This window comes from Actinoallomurus liliacearum (assembly GCF_039542035.1).
Classification (GTDB): Bacteria; Actinomycetota; Actinomycetes; order Streptosporangiales; family Streptosporangiaceae; genus Actinoallomurus; species Actinoallomurus liliacearum.
This window is the reverse complement of sequence record NZ_BAABHJ010000027.1, coordinates 62,176-85,415: the sequence shown is the minus strand read 5'-3', so window position 1 is coordinate 85,415 and position 23,240 is coordinate 62,176. Positions and strand designations below refer to the sequence as shown.

General features: G+C 68.8%; 25 protein-coding genes. 12 read left to right on the top strand and 13 right to left on the bottom strand.

The window, feature by feature from the left end:
• The first annotated feature begins 105 nt into the window (after positions 1-105).
• Positions 106-777: a GntR family transcriptional regulator gene (locus tag ABD978_RS31990; protein ID WP_345363131.1), complete on the top strand. Its 672-nt coding sequence runs from the start codon at positions 106-108 to the stop codon at positions 775-777.
• Positions 778-822: 45 nt separating this feature from the next.
• Here the strand turns inward: ABD978_RS31990 and ABD978_RS31985 are convergent, their stop codons facing one another.
• A complete protein-coding gene (locus ABD978_RS31985; RefSeq protein WP_345363709.1) occupies positions 823-1,434 on the bottom strand; it encodes a TetR/AcrR family transcriptional regulator in 612 nt (203 codons plus the stop codon).
• Between the two features lie 79 nt (positions 1,435-1,513).
• Between ABD978_RS31985 and ABD978_RS31980 the strand changes: the two genes are divergently transcribed.
• Positions 1,514-2,698 (top strand): MFS transporter, encoded by a 1,185-nt coding sequence (locus ABD978_RS31980; protein ID WP_345363129.1) that lies wholly within the window; start codon positions 1,514-1,516, stop codon positions 2,696-2,698.
• 6 nt (positions 2,699-2,704) lie between these two features.
• Here the strand turns inward: ABD978_RS31980 and ABD978_RS31975 are convergent, their stop codons facing one another.
• Positions 2,705-3,133, bottom strand: a complete 429-nt coding sequence (locus ABD978_RS31975; protein WP_345363127.1) for a MerR family transcriptional regulator — start codon at positions 3,131-3,133, stop codon at positions 2,705-2,707.
• A 28-nt stretch (positions 3,134-3,161) separates the two neighbouring features.
• Between ABD978_RS31975 and ABD978_RS31970 the strand changes: the two genes are divergently transcribed.
• On the top strand, positions 3,162-3,920 hold the full coding sequence (locus tag ABD978_RS31970) for a methyltransferase domain-containing protein (RefSeq protein ID WP_345363125.1): 759 nt from the start codon (positions 3,162-3,164) through the stop codon (positions 3,918-3,920).
• Positions 3,921-3,923: 3 nt separating this feature from the next.
• Here the strand turns inward: ABD978_RS31970 and ABD978_RS31965 are convergent, their stop codons facing one another.
• Both ABD978_RS31965 and ABD978_RS31960 read right to left on the bottom strand, forming a co-directional pair.
• The gene (locus tag ABD978_RS31965) at positions 3,924-4,499 is read right to left on the bottom strand and encodes a phospholipid scramblase-related protein (RefSeq protein WP_345363123.1); all 576 of its coding nucleotides are present in this window, start codon (positions 4,497-4,499) and stop codon (positions 3,924-3,926) included.
• Positions 4,500-4,560: 61 nt separating this feature from the next.
• The gene (locus ABD978_RS31960) at positions 4,561-5,418 is read right to left on the bottom strand and encodes a DUF72 domain-containing protein (RefSeq protein ID WP_345363121.1); all 858 of its coding nucleotides are present in this window, start codon (positions 5,416-5,418) and stop codon (positions 4,561-4,563) included.
• Positions 5,419-5,731: 313 nt separating this feature from the next.
• On the opposite strand from ABD978_RS31960, the gene ABD978_RS31955 reads away from it, so the two are divergent.
• From ABD978_RS31955 to ABD978_RS31940, 4 genes are all read left to right on the top strand, one after another.
• Positions 5,732-6,172, top strand: coding sequence for a hypothetical protein (locus ABD978_RS31955; RefSeq protein WP_345363119.1), 441 nt, complete (start codon positions 5,732-5,734; stop codon positions 6,170-6,172).
• 137 nt (positions 6,173-6,309) lie between these two features.
• Entirely contained in the window at positions 6,310-7,089 is a 780-nt protein-coding gene (locus ABD978_RS31950) for a class I SAM-dependent methyltransferase (protein WP_345363117.1), read from the top strand.
• A 16-nt stretch (positions 7,090-7,105) separates the two neighbouring features.
• Positions 7,106-7,633, top strand: coding sequence for a GNAT family N-acetyltransferase (locus tag ABD978_RS31945; RefSeq protein WP_345363115.1), 528 nt, complete (start codon positions 7,106-7,108; stop codon positions 7,631-7,633).
• A 452-nt stretch (positions 7,634-8,085) separates the two neighbouring features.
• Complete coding sequence (locus ABD978_RS31940) at positions 8,086-8,676, top strand: hypothetical protein (protein WP_345363113.1); 591 nt, start codon at positions 8,086-8,088, stop codon at positions 8,674-8,676.
• A gap of 66 nt (positions 8,677-8,742) precedes the next feature.
• On the opposite strand, the gene ABD978_RS31935 is transcribed toward ABD978_RS31940, so the two are convergent.
• On the bottom strand, positions 8,743-9,114 hold the full coding sequence (locus tag ABD978_RS31935; RefSeq protein ID WP_345363111.1) for a winged helix-turn-helix transcriptional regulator: 372 nt from the start codon (positions 9,112-9,114) through the stop codon (positions 8,743-8,745).
• A 91-nt stretch (positions 9,115-9,205) separates the two neighbouring features.
• Here ABD978_RS31935 and ABD978_RS31930 point away from each other — a divergent pair, with 91 nt between their 5' ends.
• Positions 9,206-10,771 (top strand): MFS transporter, encoded by a 1,566-nt coding sequence (locus ABD978_RS31930; protein WP_345363109.1) that lies wholly within the window; start codon positions 9,206-9,208, stop codon positions 10,769-10,771.
• Here the strand turns inward: ABD978_RS31930 and ABD978_RS31925 are convergent, their stop codons facing one another.
• Complete coding sequence (locus tag ABD978_RS31925; protein WP_345363107.1) at positions 10,772-11,389, bottom strand: TetR/AcrR family transcriptional regulator; 618 nt, start codon at positions 11,387-11,389, stop codon at positions 10,772-10,774. It lies immediately after the preceding gene.
• A gap of 88 nt (positions 11,390-11,477) precedes the next feature.
• Between ABD978_RS31925 and ABD978_RS31920 the strand changes: the two genes are divergently transcribed.
• Both ABD978_RS31920 and ABD978_RS31915 read left to right on the top strand, forming a co-directional pair.
• Entirely contained in the window at positions 11,478-12,251 is a 774-nt protein-coding gene (locus ABD978_RS31920; protein WP_345363105.1) for an SDR family oxidoreductase, read from the top strand.
• Between the two features lie 106 nt (positions 12,252-12,357).
• Positions 12,358-12,846, top strand: a complete 489-nt coding sequence (locus ABD978_RS31915) for a GNAT family N-acetyltransferase (protein WP_345363103.1) — start codon at positions 12,358-12,360, stop codon at positions 12,844-12,846.
• Positions 12,847-12,957: 111 nt separating this feature from the next.
• On the opposite strand, the gene ABD978_RS31910 is transcribed toward ABD978_RS31915, so the two are convergent.
• The 5 genes from ABD978_RS31910 to ABD978_RS31890 form a co-directional block, all read right to left on the bottom strand.
• Positions 12,958-13,851: an LLM class flavin-dependent oxidoreductase gene (locus tag ABD978_RS31910; RefSeq protein ID WP_345363101.1), complete on the bottom strand. Its 894-nt coding sequence runs from the start codon at positions 13,849-13,851 to the stop codon at positions 12,958-12,960.
• 7 nt (positions 13,852-13,858) lie between these two features.
• Entirely contained in the window at positions 13,859-15,676 is a 1,818-nt protein-coding gene (gene asnB, locus ABD978_RS31905; RefSeq protein ID WP_345363099.1) for an asparagine synthase (glutamine-hydrolyzing), read from the bottom strand.
• A gap of 12 nt (positions 15,677-15,688) precedes the next feature.
• Positions 15,689-17,044, bottom strand: a complete 1,356-nt coding sequence (locus tag ABD978_RS31900; protein ID WP_345363097.1) for an ATP-grasp domain-containing protein — start codon at positions 17,042-17,044, stop codon at positions 15,689-15,691.
• Entirely contained in the window at positions 17,041-18,111 is a 1,071-nt protein-coding gene (locus ABD978_RS31895) for a hypothetical protein (RefSeq protein WP_345363093.1), read from the bottom strand. Before ABD978_RS31895 ends, ABD978_RS31900 begins: the two co-directional genes overlap by 4 nt.
• Positions 18,112-18,273: 162 nt before the next feature.
• Entirely contained in the window at positions 18,274-19,647 is a 1,374-nt protein-coding gene (locus ABD978_RS31890; RefSeq protein ID WP_345363091.1) for a DUF6002 family protein, read from the bottom strand.
• Between the two features lie 192 nt (positions 19,648-19,839).
• Here ABD978_RS31890 and ABD978_RS31885 point away from each other — a divergent pair, with 192 nt between their 5' ends.
• Entirely contained in the window at positions 19,840-20,919 is a 1,080-nt protein-coding gene (locus tag ABD978_RS31885) for a radical SAM protein (RefSeq protein WP_345363089.1), read from the top strand.
• A 42-nt stretch (positions 20,920-20,961) separates the two neighbouring features.
• Here the strand turns inward: ABD978_RS31885 and ABD978_RS31880 are convergent, their stop codons facing one another.
• A complete protein-coding gene (locus ABD978_RS31880) occupies positions 20,962-21,522 on the bottom strand; it encodes a GNAT family N-acetyltransferase (RefSeq protein ID WP_345363087.1) in 561 nt (186 codons plus the stop codon).
• Positions 21,523-21,857: 335 nt separating this feature from the next.
• On the opposite strand from ABD978_RS31880, the gene ABD978_RS31875 reads away from it, so the two are divergent.
• Complete coding sequence (locus tag ABD978_RS31875; RefSeq protein ID WP_345363085.1) at positions 21,858-22,136, top strand: hypothetical protein; 279 nt, start codon at positions 21,858-21,860, stop codon at positions 22,134-22,136.
• Between the two features lie 501 nt (positions 22,137-22,637).
• On the opposite strand, the gene ABD978_RS31870 is transcribed toward ABD978_RS31875, so the two are convergent.
• Positions 22,638-23,201 (bottom strand): TetR/AcrR family transcriptional regulator, encoded by a 564-nt coding sequence (locus ABD978_RS31870; RefSeq protein ID WP_345363083.1) that lies wholly within the window; start codon positions 23,199-23,201, stop codon positions 22,638-22,640.
• Positions 23,202-23,240 lie beyond the last annotated feature (39 nt).

The window sequence follows — 23,240 nt, the reverse complement described above, 5'->3', positions numbered from 1 at the left end:
CGCCCGGACCGCCCACGACGCCGGGGCGCGCCGGAGGGCCGGGCACAGGTCGCGGCACCGCCCTGGGAGGATCGTCACCGTGGCTGCGCTCAGGAAGGATGGGGCATGAGTGAGCTGAATCTGCCGCCGCTGGGGGCGCGGCAGAACGTCCGCGACCAGATCGCGCAGGCGTTGCGTGCCTCGCTCGTCGCCGGGGAGATGCGGCCCGGCGTCATCTACTCCGCGCCCGCGCTGGCCGAGCGGTTCGGCGTCTCGCCCACCCCCGTCCGTGAGGCGATGCTGGACCTGGTCAAGGAGGGCCTGGTCACCGTCGTCCGGAACAAGGGGTTCCGGGTCACCGAGCTGTCCGACCGGGACCTCGACGACATCACCGAGGTCCGCGCGCTCATCGAGGTGCCGACCGTCGGCCGGGTCGCGGCCTCGCCCGGTGGGGTCGAGAGGCTGCGGCCGATGGCGGAGGCCATCGTCCATGCCGCCGAACGCCGCGACATCCTCGCCTACATCGAGGCCGACCAGACCTTCCACCTGGAGTTGCTGGCCCTGGCCGGCAACGCCCAGCTCGTCGAGGTGGTGCGCGAGCTGCGGCACCGCTCCCGGCTGTACGGAGTGCCGAAGCTCGCCGAGCGCGGCGAACTGCTGCCCTCGGCACGGGAGCACCTGACCCTGCTCGACGTCATCGCCCGCGGCGACGTCGAGGGCGCCGAGACGCTGATGCGCCACCACCTGCGGCACGTCCGCGGCATCTGGGCCGGCTCCGCCAAGGCCACCGGCGGCTGACGGAGCATCGCGGTCGGCCGCCGGGGGCGGGAACGCCGGATGTGGTCACCCGGATGATCGCGCGGTCGGGTGTCCGCCCTGCCGGCGCGCGGCTGCCAGGAGCCGGTCCGCGGCGGCGCGTGCGTCGGCGCCGGCGTCCGTCGTATCCTCGATCGAGACGACCACGCTCGCGCCCTCGATGAGCAGCAGCAACTGCCTCGCCAACCGCGGCGCGTCGGTGAGGCCGGCCTCCTGGATCCGGGATTCGAGCAGCCGCCGGTACCGCGCCAGGTGACGACGGGCGATGGCGGCGATGGCAGGATCGGCGCGGGTGTCGGTGACGGTGTTCACGACCGTGCAGCCGTGGTAACCGGGCTGGGCGAACCAGTCGATCAGCAGGTCGAACACCGAGAGGACGCGCTCCGGCCCGGCCGGGGCGTCGGCGGTCTTGCGGACGAGCCAATCGTGGATCCGGTCACTGTGCTCGGTGAGCATCGCCGCGACGAGCCGCTCCTTGGACGGGAAGTAGCGGTAGAGACTGAGCTTGGACGCCTTCGCCTCGGCGACGATCTCGTTGACGCCCACCGCGTGAACCCCCCGCTCGTAGAAGAGCCGTGCCGCCGTATCGAGGATCTTGGCGCGCGTGGCCTGCTGTGAAGGGCTGAGCGTTTCGGTCATCACGTTCCCGAGCGTAGCCGCCCGCGCGACTGACAATACCGACTTGTACTGTCGTAGTACTGATCGGTACTGTCGCGTCGTGACAAATGGCGATCGGGTGCCGGTCGCGCGACTCTGGCTGGCCGTCCTCTGCGGCTACCTCGCGCTCGGCGCCACCCTCCAAGAACTGCCGATCTATGTGTCCGATCGCTTCCACCAGCCTGCGTTCACCGTGGGCATCGTCGTCGGGCTCGCCTTCGCTGGGACGGCCGTCGCCCGGCCGTTCGCGGGGCGCGCGGCCGACGCCGGCCGGTCCCGCCCGATCGTGATGGCGGGCGGTGTGCTGACCACGGTCGCCGGAGTGGGACACCTGCTCGCGCCCGACGTCGGGACACTTCTGCTGGCACGCCTGGTGATGGGCGTCGGCGAGGCGGCGCTGTTCTCCGGTTGCCTGCCCTGGGTCCTGACCGGGGTCGACGCCTCGCGCCGTGCGCGGATCGCCGGCTGGTTCGGTCTGTCCATGTGGGGCGGCCTTTCGGCCGGCCCTCTGCTGGCCGCCGCTGCGGCGTCGGCCGGCGGGACGGCCGCAGTGTGGTCGGCCGTGGTCGCGTTGCCGATCGTCTCGACCCTGCTGGTTGCCTCGACGCGCCGCCCGTCCGGGCCCAAGGCGCCCCTGTCCATCCGTGGGCGGCGCGACCTCATCCCGGCCGGCGTCGGCGGACCCGGCGCGATGCTCGGGCTCGCCGCGTACGGATACGGCACTCTCACGGCGCTGCTCGTACTGTTCCTGGCCACTCCCGGCGTCGGTGGCAGGGAAGCCGGTCTGGCGGTGTTCTCCGTCTCGTTCCTCCTCACGCGTGCGGTCGGCAGCCCGCTGATCGACCGGTACGGGGGGCTGGCCGCCGCACGCTGTGTGCTGCTGGTCGAGGCAGGCGGCCTGGTCCTGCTCGCCAATGCCGCATCGGAGACCGTCGCGCTGCTCGCCGTGGCCGTCACCGGCGTCGGCCTCGGGCTGATCTATCCCGCGACGACGAAGCTGACGCTGCATCGGGCCGGGGCGCTGACGCCCGGAGCGGCGGTCGGGGCCATGACCTCGTTCTGGGACCTCGGCATCCTCGCCGCCGGACCAGTCGGCGGACTGATCGCGGGGCACGCGGGTTTCCGCCCGGCCTTCGCGGTCGGCGCCGGCGCGGCCGCGCTCGCGTTCGCCCTCACCGTGACGGGAACGAGGTCGCGCTCGTCCCGAGAAGCGTCTTCGGCACGAGAAGACGCGTCGCGGGCCTGATCTCCCTCAACGGCCGGCGCCGGGTCCGGGCGTGCCGGTCGGGGCGAGCCGTTCGGTCAGGACCGCCTGGAAATGGGGGCAGCGGGTGAAGTCCTCGTGGTCGCAGTCGAGGGCCGCCTCGATCATCCGCAGGGACGCCCGCTCCCGGGCGATGCGCTCGGTCAGCTCACGCCGGTGTCCCTCCAGGATCGCCCGTCGTTCGGCCGGTCGCCGTACGGCCAGCATCCGGCGGATGTCCTCCAGGCCGAGCCCCGCCTCCTTGGCGCGCAGGATGATCGCGACCCGGTACAGGTCGTCCGTCGTGTAGCGGCGGCGCCCGCCCGCCGCCCGGACGGGTTCGAGCAGGCCCATCGACTCCCAGTGCCGCAGGACGTGCGTCGCCAGGCCGAAGCGTTCGGCGACCTCACCGATGCTCATCGAGCCGCTTGACTTCATGCCGACATTAAGTCGCACCATGGCGCGCATGTCCACGAAACAGATCGACGACATCGACGCCCTCATCCGCGCCCTCGACACGGCCGACGCCCTGCCCGGCGTCGCCGACCTGCGGACCCGCTCGTACGAGCTGCTCGAGCCGGCCCCGGACGCCTCCGTGGTCGACGTGGGGTGCGGCGCCGGCCGTGCCGTCGCGGAACTGCGCGAGCGCGGAGTGAACGCGATCGGCGTCGACGTGAGCGAGCGGATGCTCGACGTGGCGCGGCGCCGGTGGCCGGGCGCGGACGTCCGCCTGGCCGATGCCTGTGACCTGCCGTTCGGCGACGGGGAGCTGGCGGGCTACCGCGCGGACAAGGTGTACCACGAACTGCCGGACCCGGCGCGGGCCGCCGCCGAGGCCCGGCGCGTGCTCGCGCCGGGCGGGCGGATCGTGCTGACCGGCCAGGACTGGGACGCCTTCCTCATCGACTCCGACGACCCGGGGCTCACCCGGACCATCGTGCACGCCCGCGCCGACACGATCCCCTCGCCGCGCGCCGCCCGGCGCTTCCGCGGGCTCCTGCTCGACGCCGGGTTCGCGGACGTCACCGCCGAGGTACGGACCGCCGTGTTCACGGGTGCGGCGATGCTGCCCATGCTCCAGGGGCTCGCCCGGGCGGCCGACGCCGCCGGGGCCGTCACCGGCGAGCAGGCCGACGTCTGGTGCGCGGAGCAGGCCGACCGCGCGGCGGCGGACCGGCTGTTCCTCGCCGTCCCCATGTTCGTGGCGGCGGGGTCGGCGCGTTGAGCCTCACATCGGGCCGTACAGGGCCAGGTCGAGCACGATCGCCATCATGACGATCAGGGTGCGGGCCGGCTCGGGTGCCGGGCCGGTGAACTCGACCTTGTAGTGGTCGGACGGGGTGAGCCATTCCTTGACCGGCCCCGCCCAGGTCTTGCTGATGCGCGCGATCCGGTTCTTGGGGGGCGTGGTCACCTGGAAATGCTTGAGCGACAGCTCGCCGACGACGGTCGCCACGACCTGGCCCTGGTCGTCGGTGAGCGAGTAGTGACGGGTCGTCCCGGTCGCGCGCATCCGGCCGACCAGGCCGCCGTCCGGCCGGTGGACCTCGGCGAGCCGCCCGTCCGGATGCCTGGTCAGCACCAGGATCGCCTGATCGTCGGCGCCCGTGACCGTGAGGATCCGGGCGTCCGGCGGCGGCGCGGTGGGCAGGGTCGCCTTCAGCATTTGCACACGCGTGCGCCGGTCGGTCTCCTCGGCGAACGCCAGGCGCTTTCGTTTGTCGTCGAGAATCTCGTACTTCGCCTGGGTGGGGAGAATCTTGCCGGGTTGTCGCACCCGCACGACGGGGGAATCGAAGAGCACGTCCACACTCACTGAGTATGCCTTCTGTAATTGCGTTTCGTACCGGTGGCCAGGCCGCCCGTCAGAAAAGGGTCGGCGGTTCGGCGGGTGCCCGGGCCGGCTCCGGAAGCGGCTCGACCTCCGGCAGCCGGGCCCGTACGTCGTCGTGGAACCGGCGGGCGAGCAGCAGCGCGTCCGCGTTGTCCGGCGTGTGGATGAAGACCGTCGGCGAACGACCTTCCCGTAGCCACTCGGCGACCCGGCCGACCCATCCCCGCCAGCCCTCGATCGTCTCGTCCGTCGAGTCCCGGCCCAGGTAACGGACGATCGGCCGGTCGGTGAGGGCGACGGTCCGCCGCGCCACCCGCGGTTTCTTCGTCCACGCATCCCGTTCCATGTCGGTCGTGGGCGGGCTCTGGAACAGCGTCGTGGTGTCGAACGGGATCCACTCCGCCCCGACGCTCGCGAGCGCCCTTTCCAGGAGCCGCGCCGATCGCCCGTCCTCGAAGAACGCCCGGTGGCGGACCTCGACGGCGTACCGGTAGGAGGGAGGGAGCCGGCGCAGGAAACCCGCCAGGACCTCGACGTCGGCCGGCGCGAACGCCGCCGGAAGCTGGATCCACAGCGCATGGGCGCGCGGCCCGAGCGGCTCGATCGCGCCCAGGAAGGTGCGCACCTCCGCGCCGACGTCCCCGAGGCGGCGCTCATGGGTGATGGACTTGGGCAGCTTCAGGACGAAGCGGAACTCCGGGTCGGTCTGCAGTGCCCAGGTCTCGACCGTGTCCCGCGCCGGAACGGCGTAGAAGGTGGTGTTCCCCTCGACCGCGTTGCACCACGTCGCGTACGCCCGCAGCCGCTCCTGAGGAGCGAGCGGGTGGGGCAGGAAACGCCTTTGCCATGGCGCATGGGTCCACATCGCGCATCCCACGTGAAGCCGCACGCACGTGACGTTACCCAAACCCGGTGCGCGACGGCGCCGGGCCCGCCTCCGTGGCCGGCCGCCGACCGAGGCTCATCGTCTGCGGTATCCGCCCGCGAGTCCTGGGTGGGGCTCCGCGCGAGGCTCCTGCGGGATCGTCCTTATTCGGGGGAGTCCGAATCAGCTTGAGCGCCGATCACGCCACCTGGAGAGTGCTTCTAGTTCGCCATTTCCTCGGATGGCGCGCGTGGCTCATCGCCGTTCGGTCGATTGGCTCGGTCGGCGGCGGAAAGGAGAATCTCCAATGTTCGGTAAGTCGCTTGTGATCGGAGCGATGTCGCTCACACTGATGACGGCGTTCGCCTCGACGGCGTCGGCCGCCGAGAACACCGGTGCGGTGCATTCGGCCAGTCTGCCCAGCAAGGACTCCTGGGGTCCCTGGTTCAAGCCCCCGCAGAAGTACACCGGGTACAAGACCGATCGCTGCCGAACGTACGCGAGCGTCACCGCCGGCTCGAAGATAAGATTCCGCGCCTATGTGGAATGCAAGCACATCCATGCCCTGACGGTCTGGGTCAACGGCTCGATGAATGGGCAGATCACGAAATCCAAGGGGCGGGCCTGCAACCTGAACAGGAACTGGTGCGACATCGTCTACAAGGTCAACAACAAGAAGGGCAAGCAGAAATGGTGCGGGGTCGTCAGCTCCGTCACCATCAACGGCTACTGGCCGGGCCCCAAGGTGACACCGCGCAAGCCCTGCATCTACTACTGATCGGTCGCACCGGCCGTGCCGGCAGGCGGGCGGAACCTCTCCCGCCTGCCGGCACACCAGGCGTAGCAGAGGCGTCGATCGGGTGATCGAGGAGGGGCGTTTCCGGAGCGGCCGTCTGTCTGGGAACCTTGAGGATCATGAGCGCACGGAGAACGGACGGCAGCGCGGGGGACGCGGACTACGGCACGATCGGGGCGGGCTACACCGACTACCGCAGGCCCGACGACCGGATCGCGCGGGTCATCGCCGACGCGCTCGGCGACGCGCGAACGGTGATCAACGTGGGTGCGGGCGCCGGGTCGTACGAGTCCGTGGCTCCGAGCGTCACCCCGGTCGAGCCGTCGGCGTCCATGCGCGCCCAGCGGCCCGCCCACCTGCCGCCCGCCGTGGAGGCCATGGCGGAGGACCTGCCGTTCCCCGACGACGGCTTCGACGCCGCGATGACCACGTTCAGCGTGCACCAGTGGAGCGACCTGAAGGCCGGTCTGCGGGAGATGCGGCGCGTCGCGCGCGGTCCCGTCGTCATCCTCACCTGCGACCCGGACCGGGTCCGGGACTTCTGGCTGTACGAGTACGCGCCGCTCGTCCTGGACACCGAGGCTCGTCGGTACCCGTCGGTCGGTGAGATCACCGAGGTGCTGGGCGGCGAGGCGTCGGTGCGACGGGTGCCCATCCCCGCCGACTGCACCGACGGTTTCAACGAGGCGTACTACGCGCGGCCGGAACGCCTGCTCGATCCCGGGGCACGGCAGGCCTGCTCGGCGTGGAGCTTCGTCGAGCCGGCGCTGGGCGAGCAGTACGTGGAGCGCCTCCGGACGGACCTGGAGTCCGGGGCCTGGGACGAGCGCCACGGCGCCCTGCGCCGGCAGCCGTACCTCGACGGATCACTGGTCCTCATCCGCGCCATTCCGGCCTGACCCGGCCGTCCGTTCGATGTTCAGCCGAGCGCTGGGAGAGGACGCGGAGCTACGCCCGCTGGAGCCGTGGCAGGCGGCCGAGTTCGCCGCGCACGTCCATCGGGTCCGCGACGCGCTCAAGCCGTGGATCCCGTTCGCCTACACCGTCGTGGACGAGGAGTCGGCCCGCGCCCACCTGCAGGTCTACGCCGATCGCCAGGCCGCCGACGCCGGGCGGATCTTCGGCGTCTACGTGGCGGGCGTGCTGCGGGGTGGTGTCATCTACCGCGCCTTCGACGCGGCACAGCGCGTCTGCGAGATCGGCGTCTGGCTGGAGCCGGAGGTCCGCGGCCGGGGCCTGATCACCCGCGCCTGCCGCGTGCTCATCGACTGGGCGGTCGACGTGCGCGGGATGGTCCGCGTCGAGTGGCGGTGCGACCCCCGCAACGAGGCCAGCATCGCCGTCGCCCGCCGCCTCGGCTTCACCCTCGAGGGCACCCACCGGAAGGCCTTCCACCTCGCGGGAGAGCACCGCGACGTCCAGGTCTGGGCCATCGTCGCCTGACGCCGGAGGAGGGCCTCTATCCGCGCCTCGCGGTCGATGGCCCTGAGGCCGACATGTCCCGTGCACCTCTCGCCCGGACGGACGAGCCCGGAGAGCACCTGCGCGTCGACGTCGACCGTCGCACCGCCGATCCGCCGCCGCAAGCGCCTGAACATCGCGAGTGCCGCCTCCCCCTGAGGTTGATCAGGCGCGCAGGTTACCGCTCGGCATGGCGGCCGCTCCGACCCGGGTGTTCCGTGGGGACGCGATGAATCGACCTCCAGCGCGGACCCTCCTCCGCGCAAAGATCGGCCAATCGCGACAGCGGATCCGTTCGCCGCCGTCGCCGACATGATTCGCTCTCCTCGATTCACGCCGGCCGGACCGCCGACGTCACCCATGCAGGAATGACCGTCGGCCTGGAGCCACCAGCCGGATCACGACGTTTCCGCACAATCGACGGAAGGCTGTTCATGTCGAAGAAGTCCTTGCGCTTTCTGCCCGTGGGCCTTGCGGCCGGCTCGCTGCTGGCCGCCATGACCCTGGCCGCCACGGCTCCCGCGTCCGCCTCACCGGTCGCGAAGCGGCAGACCACGGTCACCGCGCTCGGCTACAACAGCACCGACTGGACGTACCTGCAGGTGCCCCCGGCGGCGAACCAGCCCCTCTTCGCCGACCGGAGCTTCGACGACAGCGGCTGGCCCTCCGGCCAGGAGGGCTTCGGGACCGTCAACGGCACGTGCAAGTGGAACAACTCGACGGACGTCAAGACCCACTGGGCCGTCAACACGGACATCCTCGTACGCCACTGGGTCCACATCCCGCGGGACGCCCAACAGGTCCGCATCCAAGGGACCGTGGACAACGACGCGAGCGTTTATCTCAACGGTCATCTCCTCCAGACCGTCAAGAGCGGCAACTGCAACGCCGGCGCCATCAACGTCGTCGTTCCGGCCAATTACCTGGACTGCTGCAACCTGCTCGCCATCCGTGGCCACGACTATGGTCTCGCGACCTACCTCAACGTCGCGGTGACCTACGTCAAACCCACTCCCGCCGCCTGACCGGCCACCCGCCGCGCTCGGCCGGGTACGGCACGGCGGGCTTCGTATTCGGCGGCCGCCGACAGGTTACGCTTCGTCGACCTTGTCGGTGGCCGCCGAGGTCGGCCGCCGCGCGGTGTCCCGATACCAGCGTCCCCACCGGTCCAGGGTGTTCGTGATCTCCTCCAGGCTTCGGCCGGTGTCGGTCAGCGTGTACTCCACCTTCGGCGGCACCTCGCGGTACACCGTGCGTACGAGCAGCCCGTCGGCCTCCAACTCCCGGAGCTGGCGGGTGAGCATCCGCTGGGTGATCCCGGGCATGGCGCGCTTCAGCTCACCGAAGCGATGAGTGCCGCCCATGAGCTGCTTGAGGATCGCCAGCTTCCACCGGCCACCGAGAACCTCCATCGCTATCTCGACCGCGCAGTGGTCCGCGGTCGCGTCGATGTCGCCGCGCATCGCCACACCCTCCATTGGTATACAGAACGACACTACGTCACAGAAAAGACCGTACTTTTCCGCCGACGCACTAGACACCCATAGTGCTGCCATGAGCCTGAACGGGGTGCTGGGAACCGCGTCGAGCGGGAGCGACAGTGCGGCCATCGCGCATCGGCGGCGCTGGATGATCCTAGCGGTGGCCTGCACGAGCCTGCTGCTGTGCGGGATCGACCTGACCGTGCTGCACGTGAGCGTGCCGGAGATGACACGGCAGGTGCATCCCAGCGGCGTGCAACTCCTATGGATCGTCGACGTCTACTCGCTGACGGTGGCGGCGCTCCTGGTGACCTGCGGCACGCTGGGGGACCGCATCGGTCGCAGACGCCTGCTGCTGGGCGGATTCGCGCTGTTCGGCGTGGCATCGGCCACCGCCGCCTTCTCCACGACCGCCGTCGAGCTGATTCTCGCGCGGGCGCTCCTCGGCGTGGGGGCAGCGATGATCATGGCTTCCACCGTGGCCGTCATCAGGGTCGTCTTCTCCGATGACCGTGAACGGACGCTCGCGATCGGGATCTGGACCTCCGCGCACAGCGTCGGCGCGACCGTCGGACCGCTGCTGGGCGGGGCGCTGGTCGAGCGATGGTGGTGGGGCGCGGTCTTCCTGGTGAACGTCCCGATCGTCGTGGTCATCCTCATCGTGGGGGCGCTCATCCTGCCGGAGTCGAGGGATCCCGCGCCACGCCGCTGGGACCTGTCCAGCGTCGCGCTGTCGGTCGCCGGCCTGGCCGGGGTGGTGTACGCGCTGAAGCAGGTCGGCGAGCATCTGCGAGTCGGCGTGGGTGTCGCGGTCATCGGAGCCGCCGGGGTGTCGCTGCTGACGACGTTCGTCGTGCGGCAGCGGCGGCTGGCCCAGCCGCTACTGGATCTCTCGCTGCTCTCCGACCGGCGGGTCGCCGCCGCCACCATCTGCGTGATCAGCTGTTTCGGCGGCTATACCGCCATGTTGTTCTTCTTCACCCAGTGGCTGCAGTGGGTGGGCGGCCACTCGCCGCTGAGGGCCGGTCTCGCGCTGATGCCGCTGGCCGGATCCAACGCGGTGGGCGCCGTGCTGGCGCCCTGGGCGGCGCGCCGTGTCGGCGCCCGGTGGGCCGTCTCCGGCGCGCTCGCCCTGTTCGCGGCCGCGCTCGCGACGTTGGCCCTCCTGGCGGGCTCGGGACCGGCCGCGTACGGCGTGGTCGTGGTCACCATGGTCGCGGCGGGCACGGGCGCGGGGGTCGTCATGACGCTCGGCGCGGACCTGATCACGGCCGCCGCGGACCCACGACGCGCCGGCGAGGCGGCCGCCATCCAGGAGACCTCGTTCGAGTTGGGAGCGGGCCTGGGAGTCGCCGTTCTCGGAACCGTTCTGGCCGCGACGTACCGGACCGTGCTGCCGTCGGTCGCCGGGCTGTCCACGGGCGAGCAGCGTACGGCCCGTGAGTCGATCGGGGCCGCGGTCGAGGTCGCCGGCCGGCTGGACGCCACGACAGGGGAGGTCCTGCGCCGCGCCGCGCGCGACGCCTACGGTCAGGGTTTCACGACCGTCGCCGCCATCGCGGCCGTGATCCTGGGCCTGACCTCGTTCCTTGCCGTGGCGCTGCTGCGTCCGACCACCCGTGTCGAGGCAGGACGGTGATCAGTCCTTCTCCCGAGGCCACGCCGCCAGTGCCAGTTCGGCGGTCTCGGTGAGCTCCGCCGCCGTGGCGCCGTCCCGGGCGCGTTGCGACATGCCCTGGATGACCGCGGCGAAGTACGCCGCGAGGGCGCGCGGATCGGCCGCGGCGGACAGTTCGCCGTCGCGCTGCGCGGTTCTGAGGCGAGCTTCGAAGGTGGCCAGGTTCGCGTTGCGCAGGTCCCGCAGGAACGCCGCCACCTCCGCGTCCTGGACGGTGACGTTGGTCGCGGCGCTGATGGTCAGGCAGCCGGCCGGGTGCGACGGGTCGGGATAGACGGCCGCCGCCTCGCGCAGGATGCGGCGGAACGCCCCCCGCGCCGTGGGCTCCTCTTCCAGCGCGGTGCCCATGAACGCGCCGACGGGGGAGCGCCCGTAGGTCCGTACCACCTCCTTGAACAGGCCCTTCTTGTCGCCGAAGGCCGCGTACAGGCTCCCGGGTCGCATGCCCATCGCCTTGGTCAGCTCGCCGATCGAGGTCGCCTCGTAGCCGTGCTCCCAGAACAACCGGGTGGCGGCCGCCAGGGCCTCCGTACGGTCGAACGCCGGCGGCCGTCCGCGCTTCGCGCCTGCTCCACTCACACCCCTCATTTTAGAGCGATCACTCAATAAGCCGTGCTACGGTCTCTTTATTGAGTGATCCCTCAAAAAAGGAAGGGTGTATCCAGCCATGGCGGTACGAGCGCTTGAGGGCAAGGTCGCGCTGGTGACCGGAGGCAGCCGGGGCATCGGCCGGGCCATCGCGGAACGGCTCGCCCGCGACGGCGCGACCGTCGCCGTCGCCTACGCCCGCGACGAGACGGCGGCGGGTGAGACCGTCGAGCGCGTCCGGAAGGACGGCGGCCGGGCCTTCGCGCTGCGCGCGGAGCTGGGGCGGCACGGCGACGCGGCCCGCCTGTGGGCCGCCTTCGACGCCGAGGGCGGGGACCACGCGCCGGACGGCAGGCTCGACATCATCGTCAACAACGCCGGCATCGGGCGCAGCTCATCGCTGTCCGCGCTGACCGAGGACGAGTTCGACGAGGTGTTCGCCGTGAACGTGCGCGCGCCGTTCTTCATCGTGCAGCAGGGACTGAGCCGCCTGCGCGACGGCGGCCGGATCATCAACATCTCCAGCGGCGCGGCCGCCCTCGCCATGCCGGAGATCATCGCCTACGGCGCCACCAAGGGCGCGCTCGACACCTTCACCCTCAACCTCGCCAAGGAGCTGGGTCCCCGCGGCATCACGGCGAACTCGGTGGCGCCCGGAATCGTCGACACCGACGTCAACGCCTCCTGGCTTCGCGGCAACCCGCAGGCCGAGGCGCACGCCGCGTCCCTGGCCGCCCTGGGCCGGGTCGGGCAGCCGGACGACATCGCCGACATCGTGGCCTTCCTCGCCTCGGACGACGCGCGCTGGGTGACCGGACGGGTCATCGACGCGACGGGCGGCGCCGGCCTGTGAGCGCTGTCCGCCGGAGCTTCGTGGCGTGGCCCGGCCTCATGTTCTCCGACCGTCGGCAAGCGGAAAAGCGTTGGAGGACCCGCGCCCGTGCGGGCATCCTGTCCGCATGCTGATCAGGGAAGCCGCCACGGACGACTGGCCTGCCATCTGGCCCTTCTTTCACTCGATCGTCGCTGCGGGTGAGAGCTTCACCTATCCGACGGATCTCGCCGAGGACCAGGGGCGTGACTGGTGGCTCCTACCGGCTCCCGACCGGACGGTCGTCGCGGTGGACGACTCGGGCGCCATCGTCGGTACGGCGAAGATGAATCGCAATCACCTGGGGAACGCGTCGCATATCGCGAGTGCGAGCTACATGGTCGATCCCGCGCATGCCGGGCGGGGCGTGGGACGTGCGCTGTGCGAGTACACGTTGGAGTGGGCGCGTGCGGCAGGCTACCGCGCGATGCAGTTCAACGCGGTCGTGGAGACGAACGTGCGGGCGGTGAAGCTGTACCGGGCCCTCGGCTTCGAAGTACTGGGCACATTGCCCGAGGGCTTCCGGCACCCGACGAAGGGCTATGTCGGGCTGCACATCATGCACCGCGCGATCTGACGAGGACGAAAGTCTCGGTGAACGAGGGGAGGGTGAGGGGACGGATCGCTCTATCCCCCGACGAACCGCCGCCGGGAGCGCCCACTCGCCGAGCACTCGGCGCGGCCGTCGCTAGCCGTCCGCGTGCGCGCTCATCGCCTTCTCGAACATGGCGGCGTCGCCTGCGAACACGCCCTCGCTCCGGGGGTAGGCGACCACCACATCGGTGAAGCCCAGGCACGCGCAACGCCCTACGAGGTCGCCCAACCGGTCCACGGATGAGTAGGGATCAGCCACGATCCGGCTGAGGTTGACCAGCTTGCGCAGGTCGGCAGGGTCACGGCCGACCTCCTCGCAGGCCGCGGCGAGCCGCCCGAGCTGCGACCGTAGCGTACGGAACGCGTCGGCCTCGGGCTGCACGCCGGGGTGTTCCGTCGCACCGATGGTCACCCAGATCTCGCCGAATTCGGCGGCCAACCGCATACCACGGCGGCCGGTACCGGCGATCGCGAACGGCATCCGCGGCCGCTGCACACATCCGGGGGTCACTGAGGTCTCCCGCGCCGTGAAGTACCGGCCACGGAACTCTGCCTTCCCGTGACGCAGGACTTGATCGGTCAGTGTGACGAATTCCGTGAAACGGTCGGCCCGTTCCTCGGGCGACAGCATCGGTCCACCCAAAGCCGTGACGTCCGATCCTGCCGCCCCACTGCCGATGCCGAAGACGAACCGCCCCCCGCTGATGTGGTCGATGGTCATGGCCTGGATCGCGGTCGTCACCGGATTCCGGAAATTGGGCGAGGAGACGAGGGTTCCCAAACCGATCCGTTCGGTGACGGAGGCGGCCGCGGCGAGCGTGGTCATCGCGTCGAACCATGGTCGACCCCTCAACGATCGCCAGGACAGATGGTCGTATGTCCACGCGTGGTGTGCCCCCAGGCGCTCCACTCGTTTCCAGACCTGGACGCCGTCCGGCCCTGTGTGTTCGGGGAGCACCAGAACTCCCAGTCGTGCAGGCAGCGTCATGTCACGTTCACCGCAGGCCGACCCGGTATGCCCGCATCCATCGGTCCACTTCCAGGAGCGGAACAAGGACGTGTGCTCCACTGACATGGGTCACGGTGTTGTCGGTGCCGGTCGCGATCTCGCGGACACGGTCGCCGTCCAGCAAGCCGTACAGCGGCGATGAGGTGTCGTTCGGCAACGCCTGTACCGCGCGGCGTACTTCGGCGTCATGTGCCGGGTCGTGCATCGCCGGATAGCCGGACTTGGGGCGGGTGCGCACCTTGGCCGGCACCAAGTCGCCCGCGGCCATCCGCAGGAGGCTCTTCTCCCGGCCGTCGACGACCTTCATCGACCACGGAACGTTCCAGACGTACTCCAGCAGGCGGTGATCGCAGAATGGCACGCGCACCTCGAGACCGACCGCCATGCTCATCCGGTCGGCCGCGTCCAGCAGATACGCCAGGGGGCCGTGCAGACTGAAGAACAGCACCTCCCGCATCCGGGCGTCGAGGCCATCCTCGCCGGAGAGCCGGGGGACCTTGGCACGCAGGGTGGCGTACCGATCCCGCTCGGCCTCGTGCGGCTTGGTCCTCGCCCGCACATCCGGGGCGAGGCAATCGGCGAGCCTCGGTGCGTCGCCCAGCCATGGAAAGGTCTGCCGCCAGATCATCTCCGGGTTGTGGAACCAGGGATAGCCACCGAACAGTTCGTCGGCGGCCTCGCCGGAAAGCGCCACGGTCACCTGCTCGCGTACCGCCTTGAAAAGCAGATAGGCGGAGGAGTCGAACTGTCCGAGGGTCGGCAGATCCCGTGCCCGCAGCGGCGCATCCATCCCGCCGGCCACCGCTGCGGGGTCCAGCACGACGTCGTGATGGTCCGTCCCCAGGTGTTCGGCGGTCAGCCTGGCGTACGGCGCGTCCTGCTCCGGTCGCAGCGCCGTCGGCCGGAAATCCGTCCCATCACCAGCGAACTGGACGGCGAAGCTGTTCAGCGGACCGCCGTGGGCACGTGCGGCCAGCGCCGTCAACACGCTGGAGTCGAGCCCGCCCGACAACAGTGACCCGACCGGGACGTCCGCTACGAGATGCCGGAGGACGACGTCTTCCAGCAGTTCGCGGATGCTGCTCACGGTCGTGGGCAGGTCGTCGGTATGTTCCCTGCTCACCAACTGCCAGTACGGATACTCGCGGCAGCCATCTCGGCCGATGCGCACGACGTGCCCCGGCTTCACCTCATGAAGCCCGCGCAGCGGCGTCTCCCCCGGCAGGGCCAGCTTCGGGTTGAGCAGGATCGGCAGCATCTGCTCGTCCACCTCCGGCCGGAACAAGGGATTGGCGAACAGCCCTTTGGGCTCGGAGGCGAACAGCACACCGTCCGGCAACGGCACGTAGTAGAGCGGCTTCACGCCAAGCCGGTCACGTACCAGCAGCAACTCTTCGCGCGTCGAATCCCAGATCGCGAAGCCGAACATTCCGTCGAGCCTCTCGGCCACGGACGCCCCCCATTGGAGGTATCCACGCAGCACGACCTCGGTGTCCGACCTGGTGGTGAACTCGTGACCGAGCCCCGCCAACTCGGCGCGCAACTCGCCGAAGTTGTAGACCTCACCAGAGTGGACCAGCACCACAGGTCGCCGTCGCGGGCCCGCGGTGGCCGCCATCGGCTGCCCGCCGCCGTCGATATCGATGACGGCCAGCCTGCGCTGACCGAGCGCGATGTGCGGGCCGATCCATTCCCCGGCACCGTCGGGGCCCCGGTCGCGCATCGTCTCGACCATCGCGGCCAGGACGTCCCGCTCTCGGGTGAGATCCCGTGAGAAGTCCAGCCAGCCGACCACACCGCACATCAGTGATTCCTCTCATTCCCCTGCGAGCAGGCAGGTGAGGACGGCGCCGTCGGCGCAGCGGACCACGCCGGGCCTGTCGGCCGGGGCGAATCGGGCCAGACAACCCGCGGGCGCGCCACCCAGGCAGAACGGGCTGACCACGGAGTTCGCGGCGACTCGCACGATCTCGCCGGACTCGAGCATCACGTCCACCGGGTGGGTATCTGATTCGACGACCTCTTGGGCGATGGGATAGCCGGTACGGACCCCTTGCTCGATCATTCGTGCCCAGTCGTCCGGTTCGGTGCGTGCGCCGAAAACGACCTCCTTGCCTCCGCAACCGGTGGCGCCTTTGAGGAGGAACGACTCCTGATGCTCGATCAGCAGGCGGGGCAGGTCGTGGCGGCGCCCTCGCCATCGCACGGTACGCGCCCCCATCGTTCTGCTCCACGGCACGTAGCGGTCGACCAGTTCGCGTTCCTCGGCGGTCAGCCACGGCGGTCCCTCGGACAATCGGGCGAGAGTCTTCTTCGAATGCAGCAACCAGGACGTCTGTGAGGGGATCAGCCGGAAGCCGGCGTCGAGCGCGGCCCGCGCCGGGCTGATGTCACAACCCACCTCCCGCGCGTCCTCGAGATCGAACTCGCCGAGGCCGAGCGGCTCACGCAGCGGTCCGGGCAGGCCGATCCCGTCCAGCAGTTCGTCCAGTTCCAGGTGGCGCGCGCGAATCCCGTGCGCCCGTAGCCCGTCAACCTGCAAGCGCAGGGTGCGGAGGGTATTCGTCGGATCCCAGTCACCGAGGTGGTCGACGACTACCGCTGATGGTGGCACGCCGAGTTCGGCGCATGTCCGCTCGACCAGCGTGGCGAGCCTGGCCCAGACGTCCACGCCGACGAAGGAAGGCCGACCCGCCCGTTCCCTGATCCGCCGCCAGGCGTTCTGATAGGCATGGAAGTCCGCCATTCCGCCGAACGCACCGCCGACGTTGAACTCGATGAACTTAGGCCCGTTCACTCCGATGACGACGTCGGCCCGGGCCATGTCGGCGCAGTGGCGCAACTCGAAGTCGTCGTCGGGAACGAACATCGGGCAGTCCGCACGATCGATGCCCAGCGCCGCGATTCGGCCATTGCGGTCCTTGGCCGTGTGCAACATCTCCTTGCGCAGCAGGACCAGGAGGTCAGCGGTGGCTCGCAGCAATTCCCAGAACGATTCCATCGGCAGGACGAGCGGTTGCAGCGCCAGCGGGAACACCGGGAGGCGCAGGTCACGTAGTTCGTGCCGCATGATTTCAGCGATCCGCTCGGGTTCCAATCCGATGTCCGGTGGCTGCTCCCAGCGGCCGAACCATGGCGTGCTCCCGGCGTGCGGCCTCATTACGGTGGTCATTCGTCGGCACTCTCCGAGCTTGCGCGAAGCGGCTGTGATCGGTGGGAGAAGAACTCGTCCAGATCCAGGGTGCGGTAGCCGTCCATGCCCTCTCGTGTCCGTGCGAGGTCGAGGCGGGGAGGCCGTCCCTCGTCATGGAAGTACACCGCGCGCAGGCGATGATCGTCCACGAGCTCCACCACGGGGTTGGCGACCAGGAAGTCGCGTACCGCGGGGGTGTCCCGACGTGCATGCCACCACAGCCGCAGGCTGCCGAAGTGGTTGCGCGCCATGATCGCCCTTGACCCGAGCTTTCGCTTCAGCCGGAAGATGCCCTGACTCAGGAAGGGCTCGGTGCCGCCGAAATCGACGTGCTGTACTCCCATTCTGCCGGCCCATTCCAGCAGCAGGTGGTCGGCGGTGCGCAGCGCGCCGTTCTCATAATGCTCCCGCAGGCCGTCCAGGACTCCGACCATCCGGATGATAAGGAGACGTTCGGCCGGCTCCCACCGGCATACCATGCCGGCCACACGCTTTCGCCGGTGAGTCACGAACGCCAGGACACCATGGCGGAACAGGCATTCTCGCGCGGTATCCCGCGACTCACTGCGCGCGCGCTCGCCGTGCCGGGCCTGCATGGTCGGGACATGCATCCGGTCGTAGAAGTAGTCGAAGGACGCAGAGTCCTCGGCCACCTCCAGCGCCCAGGACCCAAGTTCGTGAAGCCTGTTGGACCAGCGTCGTTCGGACTTCGAGATCCGGCTTCGCCAGCCGTCCTCGCCGTCCCCCGTGTACGCCATTACATGGAGCCGGAACGGCAGAACCAACGCTGATCGTCGCGGCAGCATCCGAACCTGCGCGCTGGAACCCGCCACCGCGACGAGGTCCGCATCGGGCAGCCACCCACCGCGCAGCAGGGCCGTTCGGTTCGCCCCGCCACGCACCCTGGCGCTCGTGACGGCTCCCAGTGCCTCTCGGCGCTGCTCGAGCATCTGGTGGACCTTGATGATCCCGTACGGCGCACCGACGTAGGCGATACGCGGCGCGTCGGCACCGGCGGCCGATATCACGGTCGCCCACGGCGACACCCGAGTATCCACGAAAGAGCGAGTGGCGACGACGTGCCGGTTCGTGCTCTGTGACCAGACATAACCTGTCAGCGATCGCCACCGTCGTGTACTCTCCATGACTCCCATCACGGCCGCCTCGAGATCCTGGAATTTCTGGCCGTCAGGCCTGCGACCGGCTTCTCACACGCTCTTTCCTTCCGCCGCGTCAGCGGCGACCTTTGCGAGGTCCTCGATGCTTTCCACGGTTTTGAGGTGCGCATCCGGGACAGGCGTGAAATCGGTGACCTGATAGCTGCCCGAGCCGTGCACGAGGATGTCGGTTTCGCTCACCAGGCCACGATCGATCCCATTGAGAACGCCCGTGAGCGCCATCACCAGCGACCACTCGCGCAGATCATCCGGCACAGTCGGCAAGATGCACCCGGCCGGCTGCAGCACCTCTCGTAGCGCCGAGTAACGCTGGAGGCATTCATGTCGCGACACGACGATTCCGCCTCCTCCCTGTGACCGGATCAGCGCGTTCATCTCGGCTGAGGTGGCCGGCTGTCTAGTGTAGAAAGTCGAATCGAGGATCTCGTCCAGCGCAAACGTCGTCAGTGGAAATCGTGGATCGGTATCCTGCCGGTAGAACCCATTGGCATGATCCAACGTGTACGTGGGCAGTGATCGTCGGCTTGTAGAACCGAAATACAGGCTGAGCACCATGTCGGGCGTGTCCAGATGCTGAACCAGAAAATAGCGCGCCGTCGACTCACCATGCCCCTCCTCGGCCAATCGGCGTGCGCCGAGAGCATGCCCAAGAAGCCCGAACGCGCTGGACACCGCATGTGCGTGAAGTCGTTCCTTCGCAGGAGGCAGATAGTCCTGCTCTACGAACGCCCGCACGATGTCTGCCACTCGGTAGTTGTCGAGGTCGAGGGTGTACCACAACCGCACCCCGAAGCGCCTGTACATCTCTGTGCCGAAGCCGTCGACCAGGCCCGCAGCCAGCGTCTTGACCTCGTCGCGGCGCGCGCCGTGATAGACGGCCACCGGATTGCGCACACGTGCTTGCACGTCCGAGGCCAACGGCGAGGACCACAACTTGGCTCGGGACGCCGTCGGCACGACGACCAGGATCGCCAGTTCCTCCGGCGTGGCCAGGCCCGTCTCATGCGCCGCCGACACGGCGTCGCGCAACGCGGTCGCCTTGTTCCCTGAGGACGGGGAGACGATCATCATCCGCTCGCCGGTCCGGCGAATGTGCTCGACCGCGCGGGCGACGATCAACCGCGAGGCGAACGTCTTGGTGGTGCGGGTGCGCTCGTTGCGCATGAGGTCGAGCAACCGCAGCCGGTGCCCGGCGTACTCGCCGAGGTCGGTGATGGCGATGTCCGAGGCCGCAAAGAATCTTGTCAGGTCCTCGCCCGGTGCGGGCAGTACGTGACCCGCCTCGAACCGACCGCTGGAGCGGGATTTCCGGCTGAGTTCTTGGAGTGCGGCACGTATCGGCTCGTCATACCGAACAAGGGGGTTCTCGACGGTGATCGAGGGTTCGACATCGGCATGCCTCATGTCGCCATTGTCATCCACCGGCTTCGCCTGCAGTCAAGCCTCTCCGCGCATGACATTTACGACTTGAGTATCGTCGGAAGCTCAGCTAGATTGAACTCTCGCCAAACCGTTCTGACTTACCTCTTGACACTCTGACCAGCGATAAGAGCCCTCGGCTACCGAAGCTAACATCGAGAACCTGTGCGAGAGGCCATGGAACTACTGGACTCGTCCGGACCGCAATTGGCCATACCGATCAGACGGTTCATCTGGGACCTGACCTACGCGTGTCCACTCCGCTGCATACACTGCTATTCCGAGTCGGGACGTCGCCCAGCTCGAACACTCGATCGCGAAAGCATGCTGCGTGTCGTTGATACCATCATTGCGGCCGGCCCGGAGCGCGTGTCCTTTGCCGGCGGCGAGCCACTGCTCGTACCCTGGTGGGACGAGGCCGCACGTCTCCTTAATTCTGCCGGCATTCCGGTGACCATCTTCATCAGCGGATGGCTGATGGACGAGGAGATGGCCGACAAACTCACTACGTCCGTGACCACAGTGACAGTGAGCGTCGACGGTCCGGACAAAGAAACGCACGATGCCATTCGTGGCCGCATCGGCTCCTTCGACCGCGCCATGGCCGCTCTCGATCGACTCATCCGAGTCAAACGACAACGCATGGCAGGAAGCGAGACCTGCTATCAGCTCGGCGTTGATTACACGGTCACACGGACCGGTAAGCGGAACATTGACGATTTCGTAGAAAAGGTAACATCTCGTTTCGCGGAGCTCGACTACGTCCGAATCGGCGCGGCAATGCCGGTAGGGCTCGCCCAAGAAACTCAATTCGTGAGGAGCGAGCTGCTCAACGACGAAGAGTTGGACGCGCTGGTCGATTCCGAGCTCGAACTCATGTCGCGCGCCAGAAACGGCGTGTCGGTCGAGGTCACGGACGTGCGAACCTTCCTACCGACTTCACCGGACAGCATCGAAGGCGAGTCGATCGCACAGATCGAGCCGGATGGCGCGTTGCGGGCGTTCGCCATCTACGAGGCGAAGGTCGGCAACATCCTCGACGAGCCCCTTGATGTGCTGTGGGACCGAGCGATCGCATGGCGGAACGACCCGTTCGTGCTCGAGCAGAAGAGTTCGATCAAGACTCTCGACGACTGGGCACGCGTCACCCGTGTCCTCGACCGCCGCTATGGCTCAGACGAGGACAAGGCAAGGATCGTCCGTCGAAATGCCGTGCTGCGGCAGTCTGGGAGCGCCGCTCGCCGAGACGGATCGTGACGCGGAGCTTCGCCGGCGTACGGTGACCGGATCGTGACCGGGCTATCGCAGTTCGCCGGGCAGCAAGCTGAATACCACGGTGTCGCGCCGTTCGCCCTTGAATCGAATGTGCGAGCGCAACACCCCCTCGCGTACGAACCCGCAGCGTTCGGCGACACTTTGGGACGCGACGTTGTCAGGGGCGCATGTCAGTTCTAGGCGGGCGATGGCGAGGCTGTCGAAAGCCCATTGCGCCAGCAGGCGCAGTGTCCGCGTGGCGACGCCGCGTCCGCGCGCATGCGGCGCGAGCCAGCAGGCGACCGCCGCACGCGCCTCGTCCAGGTCGACGTCGTACAACGAAGCCTTGCCCCAAACGTGATCGGGATCGGCTGCGTCGACTATGGCGAGGTTGAGTTCCTGGCCGCGAAGCCGCGCGTCCTCCTGCTCGTCGAAGCACCGGAGCACATGCGCTTGGGTGAATGGCTCGACGAGCGGCCAAGAGAAGCGCAGGCACAGCGGATCGGAGAAGCCGGCGAACCGCTGCGGCGCGTCGGATCGACGCCAAGGGCGCAATTCAATGATGCCATCGGCGAGCGGGGGGACAGGGAATGTCAACGTCGGCACACATGGAAGTTACACCCACAGCGCGGGCCGCTCACCATTTCGGCTTGCTGCGTCACGCGGCACGACGGCCGCGATTGTGCCGGCGCGACCACACTGAGGGTGACGTTCGGCGCTTGCCCGACAGAGACGAGAAGAGCGAACGACGGCCGGCGCGCCCCCGTCCACGTGATCCTGGACAACGTCTCCGCCCACAACGCCCACACGCAGTCGTCCCTGACGTACGCTCACAATCGCGGCTCCGACCGCGATCCTGATCTTCAGGTATCCATGCTGACTTGGGAGGATTCCATGGCCCGCAGCAGCAAGCTCCTGCCCTTCACCTTCAGTTCCGCACTGTGAGCAAGGACAAGGAACGACACGACGGCCCCGACGACTTCGCGGGGATCAGCCGCGGGGGCGCGGCCTTCCTCATGACCGTCGTGGCCTTGGCGCACCCCTGGCAGACGCTCAAGGAACTGCGTCCGATGGTTCGCGGGCTGGGCCGCCAGGCGCTCAAACTCCCATTGGTCCCCTTCGCGTTGGTGGCCGCAATATTGTGGTCGCGCCGAAAAGACCGAGGCCTCACCTTCGAGGACTACCTGCATGGCTTCGGCGAGGAAAACGACCACCCGTGACCGAGATCGACGAGTACGGCGCCGGCCCACACGCCGGTTCGCCACCTCGAAGGCCAGGACCGCCGGGGCATGGTGGGCATGCAGCCGCGTCAGCTCGGGCACCGCCCGACTCTGTCCGGATGATGCGTTGAGGCCACCTGAGTTTCCGCCAGCGGCAGACAGCCCCCAAGACCCGGGCACACAACGATTCACGACTGAGGAACCAGGCCCCCGCGTGTTTCACACTGGATGAGGGGGCCTTCGACGTGTGACCGCTTCTTCTGCTCGAGGAGCCGAAGGTTCATCCGGGTGGCTTCCGGATACCTCGGGACGAGCCGGTCGAGTCGCGTGAGCTCCCACGCAGCGGTCATGGCGGGCTTGCCGCGCGGGTCGAAGGCGGCGGTGAACGCCCGCGCCGACTCCAGCGTCGCCCGCCCGCCCGCGCGGGCGTGTGGACGAGTTCAGGGCCCCGAACTCGCGTCGCTTCTTCAGACGAGTGGGCGTGGCGTTCCGCGTGGAAGATCACTGATGGGGGCGCAGGCCGTCCATGATGACCGTGATGAAGCTCTCGGTGAGCCGGGGCGACGCCTCGTCCGACCGCGCGATCGCGTAGCTCACCTCGCCGAGCAGCATGGCGACGACGGTGGCGTCGATGTCGTCCCTCACCACGCCGTTCTCCCGGGCCCAGGCGACCAGGTCGTCCAGGGTTTGGCGCAGGACGGCCCGGCGGGCGGTGGTCAAGGGGACCGTGAGCCCTCTGAGCTGCTCGCCAATGATCCAGTGTGCGGACTGGAACTCGATCAGGTCGAGCAGGAGGGCGCGCAGAGCCTGCTCGGGGTCGGGTTCGGACAGTGTGTCCCTGGCCCGCTGGATGAACGGATCGAGGAGGTCGGCCACGGCGGCGTCGACGAGCGCCTCCTTGTTGCCGAACGCCCGTACAACGGTGGCGGCCCCCAGGCCGGCCTGACGGGCGATGGCCTCCACCGTGATCGTGGCCTCCCGCTGGGCGAGCAGCGTCTTGGTGGCATCCAGGGCGAGCCGCCGGTTGCGCACGGCGTCCGCCCGCCGGGGTTGGTCGCCTGCCACGGAAGAGTTTGACAACTGGAATAGCCTTTCCATATCTTC